A 16,590-nucleotide genomic window follows, 5' to 3' on the forward strand; every position below is an offset into this window, starting at 1 on the left:
TGTTCTGATCGCAATTCGCGGGTTTTTAGCTATACCTGTAACTCCCCAATGCAACAAATCAGGCCTTCTGACAGGAGTTACAGCATGAAGCTAGCCGTGATGATGAGCACCCTGTGCATTGCCACTCTTGGCGTGGTGGGTTGCTCCAGCAAAACCGTCGCTCCAGATGAGTACTCCGGGTTTCTCAAGGACTACAGCCAACTCAAGGAGGCCAAGTCACCGTCCGGGGCCGAGGTGATGCGCTGGGTCGATCCCAAGCTCGATATCAACAAGTTCACCAGCGTCTATATCGAACCGACGCAGCTCTACCCAAAACCTCAACCGACCGTGAAGATTCCGCAACAGACCCTCAATGGCATCACCGCTTACTACGATCAGGCGCTCAAGCGTGAGGTGGGCAAATCCTTGCCATTGGCCAGCGGCCCCGGCCCGGGCGTGATTGTGGTGCGTGCGGCGATCACCGCCGTGAGCAGCAAGACCGAAGGACTGCATGCCTATGAAGTAATCCCGATTGCCCTGGTGGCGGCAGCGGTCAGTACCGCCAGCGGCATCCGCGATCAGGAAACCACCCTGGCCACCGAAGCGGTGTTCCTCGATGGCGGCAATAACAAGGTCGTGGCCCAGGTCGTGCGCAAAGGCACCGGCAAACCGTTGCAGAACGACTCCCAGGTGATGAAGGCCGATGACGTGAAAGCCGTGATCGATGGCTGGGCGTCGGACATGCATCAGTCGTATCTGAAGATGAAAGCCAAATAGTCCCGGAAATCATTCCCACGCACCGCGTGGGAATGATCGGATGACGAGAGTCACTGCCCGACAAACCAGCGGAAATACGGATTCCCTCCATCTCCCTGCATCACCTCGCGAATATCCCGGCCCCAGGCATCCCGATCACCGTCATAGGCGTGCAGGCTTGCGCGGTAGAACTGCATCAGGCGCTGTCTGTGCCCCTGCATCCGTTCAGCGAACCCGGCATCGGCATTCACCAGCGGCGGTGCGACATACTGATCCAGCAGCGCAGGCAGCACCCGCGTAATTTCTTTGGACCGAACCCACGGCGCGTATTCGATGCGCGGCTGATCGTCAGTCACCGCCGGTGCGTCGGCGGCAAAACGTTCCAGACCGGCGCGATCGGTGACCCAGGTCGACAGCAGCGCCGGCGCCGAACCGATGCCGACGTCCTGCAAGGTGCTGCGTACGCTGTCCTGTTGCAGGCGTCGGGTGATTTTTTCGGCATCCAGTTCGATGGGTGTCTGCGAGCCTACCAGCAGCATCTCGTGGAACTCGCTGGTCCACAGCGTCGCGTACGGGAAGACGTCGAGGAAGCTGCGCACCAGTGAACGCGAGTCGTCGATGTTCTGGGTCGGCAGCGGCAGCCACTGTGCGACCAGACCCTGTTTCTCCAGACGGCTGGCGGCCAGTTGATAGAAGTCCCGGGAATACAGATTGACCACGCCGGCCGCGGAGGGCGGTGGCGGCTCGAGGGTGATCAGGTCGTAGGTCTGCGGGCTGCGCAGCAGTTCCTGACGACCGTCGCGCAGCCGCATATCGACGCCGGGATCGCTGGCGGCGTTGAAGTTGCCCTTGAACAACGGCGCAGCCTTGATCACCGACGGCAGCAGCTCGGCCACGACCCGATGTTCAAGCCCCGGATAGCGCAGCAACGCGCCGGCAGTGATGCCGGTACCGAAACCGATGACCAGCGCCGAGCGCGGCTCGCCGTTGTGGATCAGCAGTGGCAGCAGCGCCTGAATCCGCATGTAACGCAGCGACGGCATTGCATCGCCGGTATTCGACACACCCTGGATGTACAGGCGCTGGAAAGCGTTCTGGCCCCGGCCTTGAGTGACCACCGCGACCGTGCCGCCGCGTCCCTCTTCATAAAAGGCCAGCGTGCCGTTGCGCGCACCGGGGAGCAGGCTGGCGAGTTTGTCGACCGGCGTCAGCACGGCCAGTGCAACGGACAGCAAGCCCAGCGCGGCCACTGCCTGACGCCGGCCTTTCTTCACGCCATGGCCCTTGCGCACGGCGAACCAGCCGATGCCGGCGGCAATGATCGCCAGCAGGCCCAGCGTGCGTACCAACCCCAGCAACGGAATCAGCAGGAAACCGCAGAGCATCACGCCGATGATCCCGCCCAACGTGTTGAACGCCACCACCGCGCCGACATCGCGGCCGACATGCTCGTGGCCGACACTCAAACGCAGGGCCAACGGAAACGCCGCGCCCAGCAGCAAGGTCGGCAGGAACACAATGCACAACGCCGCAACAGCGAAACGTGCGCTCATGCCGGCCAGTTCACTGGCGCCTTGAGTCACGAGCCAGATTTCCGCCTGGCTCTGGGCGATCACCAGCCAGCGACCGAGCAGGGCGATTTCCAGCAGGGCGATCAGTCCCGCGCCAGCGATCAGCAAGCCGAACACGCCCCACGGATCGCGAATCCGTTCGACGCGACGGGCGAGCAGGGCGCTGCCGATAAACAGCCCGGTCAGGTAGGTCGCCAACACCACGGCGAACGCGTAGGTGCGGGTACTCATGAATTGCACGATCGACTGCGACCACACCACTTCGTAGCCGAGGGCCACGCCGCCGGCGATGGAATACAGCCAGAGGGCGGTGCGATCCGGAGCTTTTTCAGTGTGATGCTTGAGCGGGGCTTCGACCGGCATCGGATGCTGGCGCTGCCAACCCAATGCGCCGGCGGCGGCCAGCAGATTGAGCATCGCTGCGGCCAACGCACTGCCGCGCACGCCGAGGGTGGCGATCAGCACGAACGCCGCGAGCAGGGTGCCGACAATCGCCCCCAGGGTATTCGCCGCGTACAACTGGCCGCCGCCCTTGCCCGGCGCACTGCCCAGCGAGCGCACCAGCACCGGCAGCGTGCCGCCCATCAACACGGCGGGAACGCCCACCAGCATGAACGGCAACACCCAGGCCAGCAGACCGACATGATCCTGCAACCAGGCAAACGGGCTGGCCGCCACGCTCATGGCAAACGTCGCACCGACGCCCAGCACGGCCACCAGTACTTCCAGCCCGGCATACAGCAGAACCGGTTGCGCCAGGCGATCCGCCCAACGCCCGAACAGCCAGCCACCGATGGCCAAACCGGCGAAGAAGGCGCTGATGCCGGTGGTGATCGCGTAGACCTCGACCCCGACCACCAGCGACAGCTGCTTGATCCACAGCACCTGATACACCAGCGCCGCCGCGCCGGAAATGCACAGCAGCAGGGCGGGGATCAGCAACGCCGGGGCGGCGGTGTGCGGGAGGGGATGGGCCGACGACTTGCTGGCGACACGTGAGGACATTGCGACTGCCTTGTTCCAGTTCATGAATGATTGTTCCCATGCATAGCGTGGGAACGACCACTAAAAAGGGCCGCTCGCCATTGACGGCGAGCGGCGGTCCAGCGGTCTTACTGTGCAGGCTGGTTCTTCATTTTCTCTTCGATCTTCGCGTCCACCGCCGCACGGATCTGGTCGATGCTGAAGCTCGCCGGTTTCTGGCTCGGTGGGTACTCGATGAAGGTCTGGAGGAAGCGCGCTGCCTTGGTGGTGGCGACGGCGACCAGATACACGTTCTTGGTCGACCAGTCGTAATACTGATCGGACACCACGTCGGCCCGCTCATACGGGTCCATCCTCAGGTTGAAGATTTTCGGTACGCGCAACGGTGTGAACGGGTTGCTCCACACCGCGAAGCCACCGGGCGCACGCTGCTCGGCGAACACGGCTTTCCAGTTGCCGAAACGCATCGACACCAGCATGCCGTCGTCGTTGAAGTAGAAGAACTCGTTGCGTGCACCGTTCGGTTGTTGGCCGGTCAGGTAAGGCAGTTGGTTGTAACCGTCCAGATGCACCTTGAAGCTGCTGCCGCCGCTGGTGGGTGCCCAACCCTTGAGCAGCTTGCTGGCGACATCGGTATCACCGGCCGCCGCGAGCAAGGTCGGGAACCAGTCGAGCCCGGAGAACATCTCGTTCGAGACCTCACCCGGTTTGACCTTGCCCGGCCAGCGGATCATCGCCGGTACACGGTAGGCGCCTTCCCAGTTGGAGTTCTTCTCGTTGCGGAACGGCGTGGTCGCCGCGTCCGGCCAGGAGAACTGGTTCGGCCCGTTGTCGGTGGTGTAGACGACGATGGTGTTGTCGGCGATTTTCAGGTCGTCGAGGGTCTTGAGCAGTTTGCCGACGTCGCCGTCGTGCTCGACCATGCCGTCCGCGTACTCGTTGCCGGGCATGCCGCTCTGGCCCTTCATCGAATCACGCACGTGGGTGAACAAGTGCATGCGGGTGGTGTTCATCCAGACGAAGAATGGCTTGTCGGCCTTGGCTTGTTTTTCGATGAACGCCTGGGCGGCAGCGGTGGTTTCGTCGTCGATGGTTTCCATGCGTTTGGTGGTCAGCGCGCCGGTGTCTTCGATCTTGCCGTCGGCGAAGCTGTGGATCACGCCACGCGGGGAGTTGGCCTTGACGAACTCTGCATCGTCTTTCGGCCAGTAAGGACGTTCCGGTTCTTCTTCGGCGTTGAGGTGATAGAGGTTGCCGAAGAACTCGTCGAAGCCGTGGTTGGTCGGCAGGTATTCGTCCTTGTCACCGAGGTGGTTCTTGCCGAACTGGCCGGTCGCGTAGCCCTGGGACTTGAGTGCCTGGGCAATCGTGATATCGCGCTTTTGCAGCCCGACCGTGGCGCCCGGTGCGCCGACTTTCGACAGGCCGGTACGCAGTGGCGTCTGACCGGTGATGAAGGAGGATCGTCCTGCGGTGCAGCTGTTCTCCGCATAGTAGTCGGTGAACATCATGCCTTCCTTGGCGATCCGGTCGATGTTCGGCGTCTTGTAGCCGACCACGCCCATCGAATAGGCGCTGATGTTGGTCTGGCCGATGTCATCGCCGAAGATCACCAGAATGTTGGGTTTTTCAGCGGCTGTGGCAGTTGCCGACAGCGCCATCACCGACGTTGCCACGAGGGCGAGTTTCGGTAGCCACTTGCGTATGCGAGTCATCAGACTTGCTCCTTTTGCGCGGGGGTGGTGTGGTGCGTCAAACGTTTCTTGCAGTCCTGCGTCACGCTTTTGTTATTTCACTTGCTCAGGGGCGGGCGGATCGAACGGGTAGATCCGGCGCCAGTCGCTCGCCATGTCCACAACGGTCCAGCCACGGGAATTCGCTTCGTCGAGGGCCTTGTCCAGGCGCCCGATCTCGGATTTTCGGTCATAGGCCCATTCGCGTTTGGCGTCGGTGTGGTGCACCAGGCCCATGAAGCGTTTGCCGGGGCCTGCCGCCGTCCACTGGAGCATTTGCAAGTCGCCGTCGGAGTTGCCGAACGCCAGGATCGGCCGGCGACCGATCACCGCATCGATGCTTTCCGGTTTGCCGGGGCCGTCGTCGTTGTGCGCCAGTTTGGCGGTGCGCATGATCGAGGCCTTGCCGTCCTTGTAGCTGAACGCCGTCACGAAGGTGGTGCCGATCACTTGCTCCGGCGGGATGCCGTAGACCTTCTCGGCGAAGGCACGCATGAACGCCGTGTCGCCGCCGGAAACGATGTAGGTCTTGAAGTCCTGGCTGCGCAGGTAGTCGAGCATTTCCAGCATCGGCTGGAAGATCATCTCGGTGTACGGTTTGCCGGTTTTCGGATGCCGGGCCTGGGTCAGCCAGGTTTTGGCGTAGTCATCGAAGGCGTCGGTGGTCATGCCGGTGTGGGTGGCGGCGAAGATCTTCAGGATGCCGTCCATGCCGGCGGCGGCGAGCGCCTTGTGGTCATTCTCGATCACGGCCTTGAACGGTTGCGTGGTCTTCCATTCCGGGTGCTGCGGCGCGGTGCGCTTGACCTCGTCGAAGGCGAACAGCAACTCGAAATACGCGGGTTGCTCGCTCCACAGCGTGCCGTCATTGTCGAACACGGCAATGCGTTCGGCGGGTTTGACGAAATCCTTGCCGGACTGGTCGGTGATCGCCTGGACGAATTCGATGATGTGCTTTTTCGCCGGCCCGTCGTTCCATGACGGCAGCGGCTCGCTGGCCTGGGCCAGCAATGGCAGTGCGAGGCTGAACAACAGGGCCAGACCAAAACGTTGGCGGTGCAGCATCGGGTTCGTCATGGGAAATCCTTCTCGTGGACGGGGTTGAGCGGGCGCAAGGCCGGGGCCGAACGGGCCTGCTGCTGTTCGGCCTGACTGTGAAGCGTAGACAACGATTGGCGCAGTTGGCCCAGTGTTTGTTCGGTGGCCGGCTCGCGGCCGTAAAGGCCACGCAACAGTCCTTGCAGGCGTTGCCCTGAGTCGACCAGTTTCAAGCCCAGCCCACGGCGGCGCAGCCACAGATAAACAGCGCTCAATTGCGCAGGCTTGCTGGTGAGTTGCGGGGTGATTTGTTGCCACGCGCTTTCGGCTGATTGCTGCCAGGCCAGCGCTCGTTTGTGCTTGCGGGTTTGCCACTGCTGGCGGGCACGGCTGAGCGCTGGCCAGCCCAGATAGCCGCCAACGATCAGTGCGACGAGCAAGGCCAGCCATGTCAGCCACTGGGTGGAAAGGTGCAGGCGATTGTTCTGGCCGAGTCGCTTGAGGTCCTCGGTGATCGAGAACACCGGCTTGTACGCACTGTTGGCGACGGCCTCTAAAGTGATCGCAGGAACCTGCGCGGTGCGACTTTGCTGCGCGCGCGAATCCCACCATTTCACCTCGATGGCCGGCAGGGTGTGGGCGCCGGCCGTGTCGATGCGATAGCTGACGCTGTCGATGCGCTGACCGCCGAGGATATCGCCGCGACCGTCATCCAGATTGCTGATCTGTGGGGTCTTCACATAACGACTCAGTCCGTTGACCTCCACCAGCGTTGGAGCGGGCAGCGCCATGGCGAGTGCGCCGTCGGCCTGCAGTGTCAGTTGGCGGGTGATGCTGTCGCCGACTTTCAGCGGCGTCGCCGAGTTGATGAGGGTTTGATTGAAGCGCAGCCCGGTGGCCACCAGCGGCGTTTCACCGGGTTTGAAACCGGGCGGCTGGGCGGCGCTGAACTGTAGCGGCTGGCTCTGGGCGCTGATTTCACTGGTGGCCTGGCCCGGGCTGGCACGCACGGTCAGGGCTGGAATGTTGAAACTCCGGGCAGCGTTCGGCGTGATCAGATAGCTGTAGCGCAGGCCCGTGAAATTCTGGCCGTCGAAGGTCTGGTTCAGGTGCTGGGCCTGACCGTCCGGCGGCATGACCAGCGCGCCGTCGAGCTTCAGGTCGGGCAGGGTGGGGGCGCTGGTGAACCAGGTGTCGGTGAGAACATCGAGTTGCAGCGCCAGCAGGCCGCCGACCATGGCGCCTTCGGCGGGTTGCAGGTGAGCCTGCACACGCAGCTGCGGTTCAGCGGCTGCTATCTGGGCGCTCAAAAGGCACACAAGCCCTATCAACCGGTTCATGGCTTGGCCCCCGCCTGATCCTGCAAGCTGAATTTCTGCTTGAGGAATTTCGCCGGGGAGGTCGTGAGGTTCTGCAACCACAGCGCATCCGACGCCGCTTGTTCGGTCTCGACCGTTTTGCTCTGGCCCTTGCCCGGTGCCTTGTCGAACTTGACCTCGTCCGGTTTGGTTTGCGGCGCGTTCTGTTCGGCGCTCGCGGTGTCTTTCTGCAAGGCAATCGCCAACGCCAGATTGGCCGTGGCTTCGGGGAATTGCGCTTGCAGCTTCAGGGCCTGGGTGTACGCCGCGATGGCTTCGTCGAACTTGAAGCGGCGCACGTAGATGTTGCCCAGATAGAAATACGCCTGCGGCGTGTCCAGCCGCGCGAAGGTCGCCAGCGCCAGGTCGTAGTCAGCCGCGTGATAGGCCGCCACGCCTTTCCAGTACGGATCGACAAACAGCGCCGCCGCCTGCGGGAAATGTTCATGCTCGAAGGCCCAGCGCCCTTGCTGGTCGCGGGTAAAGAAAGCGTCGGTCAGCGCGTTTGCCTGAGCCGGCGCTGCTGGCCAGCCAAGGCCCACGGCCACTGCCAGCGCCGGCATCCAGTTCACGCTCCAGCCTTTGCGCACGTTGAACAGCGCCAGCAATACCAGCGGCCAGCACAGCCAGTAACCGGCGTCTTTCCAGTGCAATTCCCGCTGCTCGGCACTGGCGCTCTGGAAGTGCTGCTGCGCGTGCAGTTCGACCCAGTCCAGATCGTCGTCATTCAGCGTCAGGCTGCCGAGCGGCGCATCGAGCGCCGAGGCCAGTTGCTTGATGGCGGCCGGATCGAAACTGCCCAGCGTCGGGCGACCGTTGGCATCGATGCGCGGCTGGCCGTTGGCGTCCTGAATGATGCCGGCGTCCTGATTGCCCACCGCGAGTATCAGCACTTGCAACTGTTCATCCGTATTTACGATCGGCGCGGTGTCGGCGCCGTCGGTGATCAGCAGCAGGCTGCCGGGGATCTTTTCAGCGTTGAGCAAGCGCCTGGCCTGATCGATCACTGCGCTGACGTTCTTGCCCGGTTTGTCGATCAGTCCGGTGCCCAAGGCTTGAATGAACGTGTCGAGCAACGCCGGATCATCGGTTGGCGGCAGTACCAGATGCGCGCTGCCGGCATAGGCGATCAGCGCGGTGCGGGCACCGGCCCGGCGCTGGATCAGGTCGTGCAGCTTGTGTTTGACGGCCTCAAGGCGAGTGGGCTGCACGTCGTTGGCATCCATCGACGGCGACAGATCGACAGCCACAATCAGCGGCGCGCGATTCTCCAGAAAGTCCGGGCGATCCTGCTCCCAGGTCGGCCCGGCCGCTGCCACCGCGCCGAGCATCAGCAGCGCACACAGCCAGTGCACCGGGCGCAGGCGCTGGTGATCCTGCGGGGTGACCAGCAAGTGCGGCAGCAGATGCCCGGCGATGTTGCCGCGCAGCCTGCGTTGCAGGTCACGGCCACGGCGCCAGAACCATGGCAGCAGGGCGCCGAACAAGGCCAACAGCAGCCACAGAGGACGCAGGAAGTGGAAGTCGCCGAGATTGATCTCCATCTCAGGCCTCCTGCCGCTGGCGTGCAACCGCCAGCCGTGGGCGCAGCAGGGCGCCGAGGTGATACAGCGTCAGCACCACCAGCGCCGCACCCAATGGCCAGTAGAACAACTCGCGTTGCGGCTGATGACTGAGGGTTTTCACTTGATGCGGCGTGAGACGGTCGAGGGTGCTGTAGACCTGATCCAGCGCGTTGCGATCTTCGGCGCGGAAGAACTGGCCGCCGGTGGTTTTGGCGATTTGCTCCAGCCCCGGCAGATTGACCTTGGCCTCGCCGGAGGCGCTCGGGTCGCCGATGCCGATGGTGTGAATCACCACGCCTTTGGCAGCGGCCATTTCGGCAGCATGATCCGGCGTGATCGCACTGCTGGTGTCGTTGCCGTCGGTGAGCAGGATCAGGACTTTTTCCTGTTCATGGGCCTTGTCCAGCAACTTGAGGCTGAGACCGATGGCATCGCCAATCGCGGTGTTCGGGCCGGCCATGCCGATGCCGGTGTCGGCCAGCAGCAGCGACAGGCTGGCGTGATCAAGGGTCAGCGGCGCCTGCGGATAGGCGCCGCTGCCGAACACGATCAGGCCGAGGCGGTCGTCCTTGCGCTTGTCGATGAAGGTCTGGACGACGTCTTTGACCGCTGCCAGGCGATTGATTTTCTGGCCACTGGCGTTGGTGAAATCTTCGGTTTCCATCGACTGCGAAATGTCGATCGCAAGCATCAGGTCGCGCACCGGTTGCTGGCGCTCGATGGGTTTTTCGACGAACACCGGACGGGCGACGGCCAGTAGCAACAAGGCCCACACCAGGAAATTGAGCAGCAGTTGCCAGTGATTGCGCCGGTTGCCGGCGGTGCCCGGTGTTTCACCCACGGCGCGGCTCATGGCGTTGAAGAATGGCACACGCACGGCGCTGCGGGCTTCCTGATACGCGGGCAGGTAGCGGTAGGCCAGCCAGGGCAGCGGCAGCAGGAGTAACAGCCACGGGTAATCAAGCTGCCACATGATGGTGCTCCACCCAGTGTTGGCAGGTGTCGAACAGCGCCTGACGCTGCGGTGCAGGCAGGTCACGCAGGACGTCGTCGGGGGCGTAGGCCAGTCGGGCCAGTTGCTGGCTGAAATCGGCGGGCAGCGTTTTTTTGCTGTGTTGCTGCAAGAAGTGTTGCCAGTCCTCTTGTTCAGCGGCTGCGACCGATTGCGATTGCGGCATGGAAATAGCCACACGCTTGAGCAACTCCGGCAATTCGCGCAAGGCATTCAGGTCATCACTGCGATCACGTAACTGCGCCAGTCGCACCAGCGCTTCCCGCCGATACTGATCGCGCCGCCATTGCCGGTACCGCCGCGCCCCGATCGCCAGCGCTGTCAGTAGCAGAACGGCGAGCAACACCCACCAGCCCCAGGTCTGTGGCGTGTAACTGATCGGCGCGGGCAGGCCCAACTCCTTGAGTTGTTCGATGCTCGGAATGTTCGGGTTCACCGCCGGGGTCCGGCGCTTTTGCCAAGCTCGGCGCGCAATTGCTGATGGGCTTCTTCGGCGGTGCTGAACATCATCAGCGGCACCTGACTGCGGCGCAGCAGGGTGGCGACGTCCTTGAGCCGGCCACCGAGAAAATCCCCCAGCGGCTGATGCACGTTGCGTTTCTCGACCGCCAGTTCCACTTGCAACTGGCCCTGAGTGACCAGCAGTCGACCATCGCTCGGCAGCTTCATCGCCAACGGGTCGTAGACTTGCAGAGCGATCACATCGTTGTGTGCTGACAGTTGCCGCATCAACTGCAAGGTGCGTTCGCCGGCCCCGGCAAAATCGCTGACGATGCAAATCAGATGGTCATGCCCGGCCAGCGCCAGGCACCGCTGCAAGGCCTTGTCCAGTTGATCCTCGTCTTCGGCGTCGGGGTTGCCGGCGTTCAGCGCCTGGTTCTGTTCGGCGATGCGACTGAGCAAGACCTCGACCCGTTTGCGGCTGCGCAGCGGCGCGATGCAGTCGATGCGCCGATCGTTGAAGACCAGCCCGCCGACCCGGTCCCCGGCATGGAATACCATCCACGCCGCCAGTGCGCCGAGTTCGGCGGCGACAGCGGATTTGAAGCTGCGCTGCGATCCGAAAAACATCGACATGCGCTGGTCGACCACGATCAGCGCCGGGCGATCGCGTTCTTCGGTGAAAGTGCGCACCACCGGTTTGCCGGTGCGCAGCGAGGCGCGCCAGTCGAGGTGGCGCAAGTCGTCACCGGGCTGATAACGGCGCAACTCATCGAAGTTCAAACCCCGGCCACGCAGACGCGAGGCGTGGTTGCCGGCGAGGATGCTGCCCTGTGGCTGGCGGGCCAGGAAACTCAGATCACGGGCCTTGAACTCCAGCGCCATCAACTGTGCGAGAGAGACATAGACCAGCCCGTCGGTGCTTTCCATATCAGGCCTCAGGCGGGAATCGCCACCTTGTCGAGAATCCGGTCCAGCACCTGATCGGCGCTGACGCCATCGGCCACCGCGTCATAGCTCAGTTGCAGGCGATGGCGCAGTACCGGGTGCACCACGGCGCGCACGTTGTCCGGCGAAACGAAGTCCTGGCCCTGCAACCACGCATCGGCGCGGGCGCAACGGTCCAGCCCGATGCCGCCGCGCGGACTGGCGCCGATGGCGATCCAGCGGCCGAGGTCTTCGTCGTAATCGGCCGGATGGCGGGTGGCGTTGATCAGGTCGATCAGGTAGCGGTCGATGGCGGGGGAGACGTGCACCGCGCTGACTTCCTTGCGTGCGGCGAAGATCACTTCCTGCGCCAGTTCGAAACCCTTGGCCGGCGCGGTGTTGGCGCCCTGGGCAAACTCTTCGGCACGCAGCAGTCGCAGCACCTGGCTCTCGTTGTCGGCGCTGGGATAATCGAGCAGGACTTTCATCAGGAACCGGTCCATCTGCGCTTCCGGCAGCGGATAGGTGCCTTCCTGTTCGATCGGGTTTTGCGTCGCGACGACAATGAACAACTCCGGCAGCACGTGGCTGTTACCGGCCACGGTGATCTGCCGTTCTTCCATGGCTTCGAGCAATGCCGCTTGCACCTTGGCCGGCGCACGGTTGATTTCGTCGGCCAGAATCAGATTGCCGAACAGCGGGCCGGGCTGGAAACGGATCTCGTTTTTGCCTTCGACCTGATGCAGCACCTCGGCGCCGGTGATGTCCGAGGGCAGCAGGTCCGGGGTGAACTGGATGCGGCTCATCTTCGCGTCCAGATGCCTGGCCAGCGCCTTGACCGTGCGGGTCTTGGCCAGCCCCGGCAGGCTTTCCAGCAGCAAGTGCCCGTTGGCCAGCAGGCCGAGCAGGATCTGCCGGATCACCTGATCCTGGCCGAGCACCGTTTCAGCGATGCTGGCCTGCAGGGCGTTGAGGTCGGTGAGTGCGGTCATGGCGCGAGTCCTTGCTCAAAACATGAAAGTCGGGATGACCGGAACGAACGACAGCCGGAAATTCCAGCGGCTGCTGATCTGGTCTTCGGGGTGGATCGCCGAGTACTGGATCTCGCCGGAAATCCGCACCGGCAACTTGCCGAAATTGAAGATCCGCCCGGCGCCGATGCCGACGGGGAAGGTGACCTTGTTGCCGCCGTCAGCCTTCCAGTTGACCGTGACGTTGGGCGTCATGCCGACCCGCCATTGGGCCGGGCCGGGAATCACGCGCTGGATGAAGTACTGCACGTTGGTCAGGCTGACGTCCTTGCGATGACTGTCGCCGCCGACCGACCACCAGTGCTGCGGGAAAACCCCCAGTGTCCAGTCTTCGCCCAGATAGGCAGCGACAAACGCCGGGCCCAGTGAGTATTTGCCGGTGCCGAGCACGTCCTTTTCAGCGGTAGGGAACATCGCCGTCGGGCCGAAGCCCCAGACCATCTTGCCGCCGCCGGCAAAGCGCACCGGTTGCTTGGGCGAGAACACGCCAACGTAGGTCAGGTCGCCGAAGCCGCTGGTACGGTCAAACGGATCTTCGACCACCGAGGCGAAATCGTCGCGATCACTGAGGATTTCATTCGGCCCCATGCCGATCAGGTTGCCGGCCCTGTGGTTGACCGGAGCGCTGACGTAGCTGATCGGCACGCGGTTGATCAGATTCCAGTCTTCGCCGAGGGAGATCGGGAAGGTCGGCATGAAACTGTACTTGCCGAGCATCCGTGTGCCGTTGCTGTTCGGGCCCTTGAGCGCGGTGTAGTCGAACTGGTTGACCAGCAGCACCAGGTTGCCCACCGGGTTATCCATCAGTTTGGAGATCTGCTCGGTGGACGGGTCGCAACCGGCCTTCACGACGTCCTTCAGGTCGATGTCGAAGTTCTGTTGCAGGCGATGGCAGGTTTCCGGATCGCCTTTGCTGACCGGGTTGGCGGGGGCGCTACCGAGCCCCGGTAAATCACCGCCCGCGCAGGCCAGGCTGCTGAACAATGCGCTGCATAAGGTCAAGCGGCGAGCGATGGCCATCCCTGGCGCCTCCTTAAAAAAACGCCAGGGTCAGGTTGACGGAAACGCCATTGCCTTCAGGACGGTTCTTGGTGTCGAACTCCGGCACCCAACGGGCACTGACGCTGGCCTGGGCGTCGGCGAACTTGCCGCTCCAGCCAACGGTCGGGCCGGCACCGACCGAGCGACCGCGAAAGCCGTTGAGGGTGTCGGCGGTGTCGCCCTTGTCGTCGCTGACTTGCTGGATGTAGCCGGCGACCAGCCCGGCATTCCAGCCGTTGCCAAAACCGTGGGTCCACAGGGCTTCGAGGGAAAAAATGTCGCCCGTGCGGTAATCGGTGGCCTTGTTCTCGGTGTAGAACTGCAGGTTGCCGGACAGCGTGAACTCGCCACCCTTGCCATCCAGATGCGAGAACGCCACGGTGGGCATGAACGTGTAGTTGTTCTGGCCGGGGTTGGCCAGGCGATTGTCGTTATAGGCACCGGTCGGTACGTAGATCGGCAGCGAAAACGAGATGTGGTTGAGCTCGTCGAAGTGGTAGCCGGCGGCGATCGGCGTGATCAGCGCGTCGGCAAACTGGGTGCCGGAATCGCTGGTGCCGAGGGTGCGTCCACGGGGGCCGGTGATGGCCGCATCGATGTCGGTGTATTGAACCGGTATGCCGATGGCCGAGGCATAGTTCCAACGGCCTTTGCCGGTGTCCCAGACGTGAGTGACGTTGGCCATGGTGTAGGAAACTTTCATCTTGATCCCGGCGCTGACCGCTCCGGAAATCGGCGCGCCACGACTGCCCTTGAGCTCGCCGTCGTACCAGATGCTGGTAAACGACGTCACCCAGCCCGGTGCCGGCGGGACGACCCCGGCATTGGAAAACACCTGCTGGCCGGTAATCGGTCGCCCGACACCGCCCTCGGCGGCGTACAGCGCCGGGCTGCCGAGCATGCACAGCGCCAGCAACGGGCGCACAACGGAAGGCTTGACCATCACTGACTCCGCTTATTGTTTTGTGTCGACCGGGTTGAGCAACGGCATTTTCCATTCACCGCTGGCGACTTCCGGTCTTGGCAGATACAGGCGCAAGACCCCGTAGAACGGGCCGTCCGGCGCAGGCAGCCAATTGGCTTGTTTGTCTTTCCCCGGATTCTTGTGCTGCACGTACAGGGTCAGACCGCCATCGGCATCGAGCTTCAGGTCCGGCAGCATCCGCGAGTTGATCAGGTAGCGGTTGAGCGGGTTGGCCACCAGCAGTTTGGTCTTGCCGTCGTACATCGTCAGTGACCAGAACGCATCGGCGGGGGGCAGGGCGCCCTTGTCGAAATGCAGGGTGTAGTCGTGTTTCGAGGCATCGGCGTGCTGCCCGTCCTTGTCGACGAAATAGCCGATGTAGTTGGCCTCTTCGGCGGAGTTGCCGAAGATTCCCATGTTGGCGCCAGCGTAGCGGTACAGGTAATTGCCCTTGAGGTGATCGCGAGTGCCGAACAGATCTCCGCTGGAGACCTGGTGGGTGTCGACCTTGTCTTTCTGGAACGCGGCGAACTCGGCTTTTGCATCGGCAATGCCGTCTTCCAGTGCCTTGCGTTGCTCGGCGCTGAGGGCCTTCAGATCGAAGGGTTGGCCGGCACCGATACCGATTTTGGCGAAGCGGGCCAGCAGGTCTTTCTCGACATCCTGCGGCGGCGTGAAGGCCAGCATGAAGTTCAGGTAGCGGAACAGGTCCGGGGTTTCGCTCATGGTTGGCGTCGGTTTCGGCCAGCTGACTTTCGGCGCTGGCGCCGGGGCCTTCTGTTTCACGTAATGGCTGAGAGGTTCGACCTTGTAGCCTTTCTGGATCTGCTTGACCTTGGCCAGGTCCTTGTCGTCGAACAGTTGCGTGCGGTACAGCGCGTAGGTGATGTTGCTTTCACTGCGCAGCAACCGGTCGATGTTCAGCGGCTGCTGGCCCTGCCAGTTCGGCCCGGCAATCATGAAATGACCGCCGTTGTTGCCGGTGCTGCGGGTGCCCAGGTAAGCGAAATTCTGCGTGTAGGCGTCGATCAGTTGCACCGAGTAATAACGGTGCTCCTCGATGGGCGGCAGGGTGAGAATCTGCGGCTCGGCACGCAGGTCCATCCAGACGAACGAGTAAGGCGTGTCGGCGTTGGGCGTGACGAATGCGGTGTCTTTTGCGGTGAAGGCTTTGGCAGTGTTGCCGATCCTGTTCAGTGGCGCCTTGTAGTTCGGACTCTTGGTGTCGATAGCCTGGGTGTAGAGGGTCTTGTACATCTCCACGACCGGGAAACCGTACAGGTAGGCTTCCTTGGCGATGCCCCGGGCTTCATCGGGGCTGGCGGTGAAATCCTGAGCGCCGACGCCACAGCTGACAAACGTGGCCATGACGCTGTATGCCGCCACCTTGAGGGCTGGTTTCGACCGGTTACAGAGGACGGACGTCAGCGAGCGCGCCGACGAAAAGGCGTGAACTTCCGTTTTATTCGACATGATTCCCCGATTCCCTGGTGGCTCAGTGGACGACTCGGCACTTCGCGGCCGTTAAGGCGTAATCCTTTTCTTATCAAGCCTGTAGGACATGTCTGTTGAAGCTAGCAGTTAATCGGGGGTTAGCCAGTCAGAGGGATTAATTCTTTGGTTTTGTGCGCAGGATCACGCCAGTTTGTGTACTGGCGCGAGCCCTGTGCAAAGTCAGTGTTTTTTTGCCTGCTCGCGTACCCGTTCTTCCTGTTCGCGCAGTTCCGGGGTGAACTCGGCGCCGAAATCTTCCGGGCTGAACACCTGGCGAATCTCGATCTCGGCTTCGGTGCCCGGCATGGGATTAGGGCAGCGCTTGACCCACTCGATGGCTTCTTCCTTCGACTTCACGTCCCAGATCCAGTAACCGGCGATCAGCTCCTTGGTCTCGGCGAAGGGGCCATCGATCACGCTGCGTTTTTCACCGCTGAAACGCACGCGAGCGCCTTTGCTGCTGGGGTGCAGGCCGTCGGCGGACACCAGAATGCCGGCCTTGGCCAGTTCCTCGTTGTAGTTGCCCATGTCGGTCAGCAGTTGTTCGCTGGGCATCACGCCGGCTTCGGAATCCTGGCTGGCTTTGACAATGATCATGAAGCGCATGGTGTTTCTCCGCTGGAAAGTGAGGGATTCACTGCTTTGTCGAATGGCGGGGGCTTGAATCGACAGGTCGTTAAATAAAAGATGCAGACT

General features: G+C 62.7%; 14 protein-coding genes. 1 reads left to right on the top strand and 13 read right to left on the bottom strand.

Annotated features, from left to right (window positions below; genetic code table 11):
• The first annotated feature begins 84 nt into the window (after window positions 1–84).
• Window positions 85–756, top strand: a complete 672-nt coding sequence (locus AC07N4_RS01205; RefSeq protein WP_096820241.1) for a DUF3313 domain-containing protein — start codon at window positions 85–87, stop codon at window positions 754–756.
• A gap of 50 nt (window positions 757–806) precedes the next feature.
• On the opposite strand, the gene AC07N4_RS01210 is transcribed toward AC07N4_RS01205, so the two are convergent.
• From AC07N4_RS01210 to AC07N4_RS01270, 13 genes are all read right to left on the bottom strand, one after another.
• The gene (locus AC07N4_RS01210) at window positions 807–3,311 is read right to left on the bottom strand and encodes a spermidine synthase (RefSeq protein ID WP_493064746.1); all 2,505 of its coding nucleotides are present in this window, start codon (window positions 3,309–3,311) and stop codon (window positions 807–809) included.
• A 107-nt stretch (window positions 3,312–3,418) separates the two neighbouring features.
• Window positions 3,419–5,005 carry an arylsulfatase gene (locus tag AC07N4_RS01215; protein ID WP_493064747.1) on the bottom strand — a complete coding sequence of 529 codons (1,587 nt, stop codon included), beginning with the start codon at window positions 5,003–5,005 and terminating at the stop codon, window positions 3,419–3,421.
• Window positions 5,006–5,077: 72 nt separating this feature from the next.
• Window positions 5,078–6,100, bottom strand: coding sequence for an HAD family hydrolase (locus tag AC07N4_RS01220; protein WP_493064748.1), 1,023 nt, complete (start codon window positions 6,098–6,100; stop codon window positions 5,078–5,080).
• Window positions 6,097–7,401 (bottom strand): BatD family protein, encoded by a 1,305-nt coding sequence (locus AC07N4_RS01225; protein ID WP_493064749.1) that lies wholly within the window; start codon window positions 7,399–7,401, stop codon window positions 6,097–6,099. Before AC07N4_RS01225 ends, AC07N4_RS01220 begins: the two co-directional genes overlap by 4 nt.
• Window positions 7,398–8,963 (bottom strand): VWA domain-containing protein, encoded by a 1,566-nt coding sequence (locus AC07N4_RS01230; RefSeq protein WP_493064750.1) that lies wholly within the window; start codon window positions 8,961–8,963, stop codon window positions 7,398–7,400. The genes AC07N4_RS01225 and AC07N4_RS01230 overlap by 4 nt, the downstream gene beginning before the upstream one ends.
• Window position 8,964: 1 nt before the next feature.
• Window positions 8,965–9,957, bottom strand: coding sequence for a vWA domain-containing protein (locus tag AC07N4_RS01235; protein ID WP_493064751.1), 993 nt, complete (start codon window positions 9,955–9,957; stop codon window positions 8,965–8,967).
• On the bottom strand, window positions 9,944–10,432 hold the full coding sequence (locus AC07N4_RS01240; RefSeq protein ID WP_493064752.1) for a DUF4381 domain-containing protein: 489 nt from the start codon (window positions 10,430–10,432) through the stop codon (window positions 9,944–9,946). Before AC07N4_RS01240 ends, AC07N4_RS01235 begins: the two co-directional genes overlap by 14 nt.
• On the bottom strand, window positions 10,429–11,367 hold the full coding sequence (locus AC07N4_RS01245) for a DUF58 domain-containing protein (protein ID WP_493064753.1): 939 nt from the start codon (window positions 11,365–11,367) through the stop codon (window positions 10,429–10,431). The genes AC07N4_RS01240 and AC07N4_RS01245 overlap by 4 nt, the downstream gene beginning before the upstream one ends.
• Window positions 11,368–11,375: 8 nt before the next feature.
• Window positions 11,376–12,356, bottom strand: a complete 981-nt coding sequence (locus tag AC07N4_RS01250; protein ID WP_096820249.1) for an AAA family ATPase — start codon at window positions 12,354–12,356, stop codon at window positions 11,376–11,378.
• 15 nt (window positions 12,357–12,371) lie between these two features.
• Entirely contained in the window at window positions 12,372–13,415 is a 1,044-nt protein-coding gene (locus AC07N4_RS01255) for a hypothetical protein (RefSeq protein ID WP_493064754.1), read from the bottom strand.
• Window positions 13,416–13,428: 13 nt separating this feature from the next.
• Window positions 13,429–14,379: a SphA family protein gene (locus AC07N4_RS01260; protein ID WP_096820251.1), complete on the bottom strand. Its 951-nt coding sequence runs from the start codon at window positions 14,377–14,379 to the stop codon at window positions 13,429–13,431.
• 12 nt (window positions 14,380–14,391) lie between these two features.
• Window positions 14,392–15,768: a DUF1254 domain-containing protein gene (locus tag AC07N4_RS01265; RefSeq protein WP_493065194.1), complete on the bottom strand. Its 1,377-nt coding sequence runs from the start codon at window positions 15,766–15,768 to the stop codon at window positions 14,392–14,394.
• A gap of 306 nt (window positions 15,769–16,074) precedes the next feature.
• Entirely contained in the window at window positions 16,075–16,500 is a 426-nt protein-coding gene (locus AC07N4_RS01270) for a YciI family protein (RefSeq protein ID WP_096820252.1), read from the bottom strand.
• Between the last annotated feature and the right edge of the window lie 90 nt (window positions 16,501–16,590).

The organism is Pseudomonas sp. GW821-FHT09E04, from assembly GCF_059416185.1.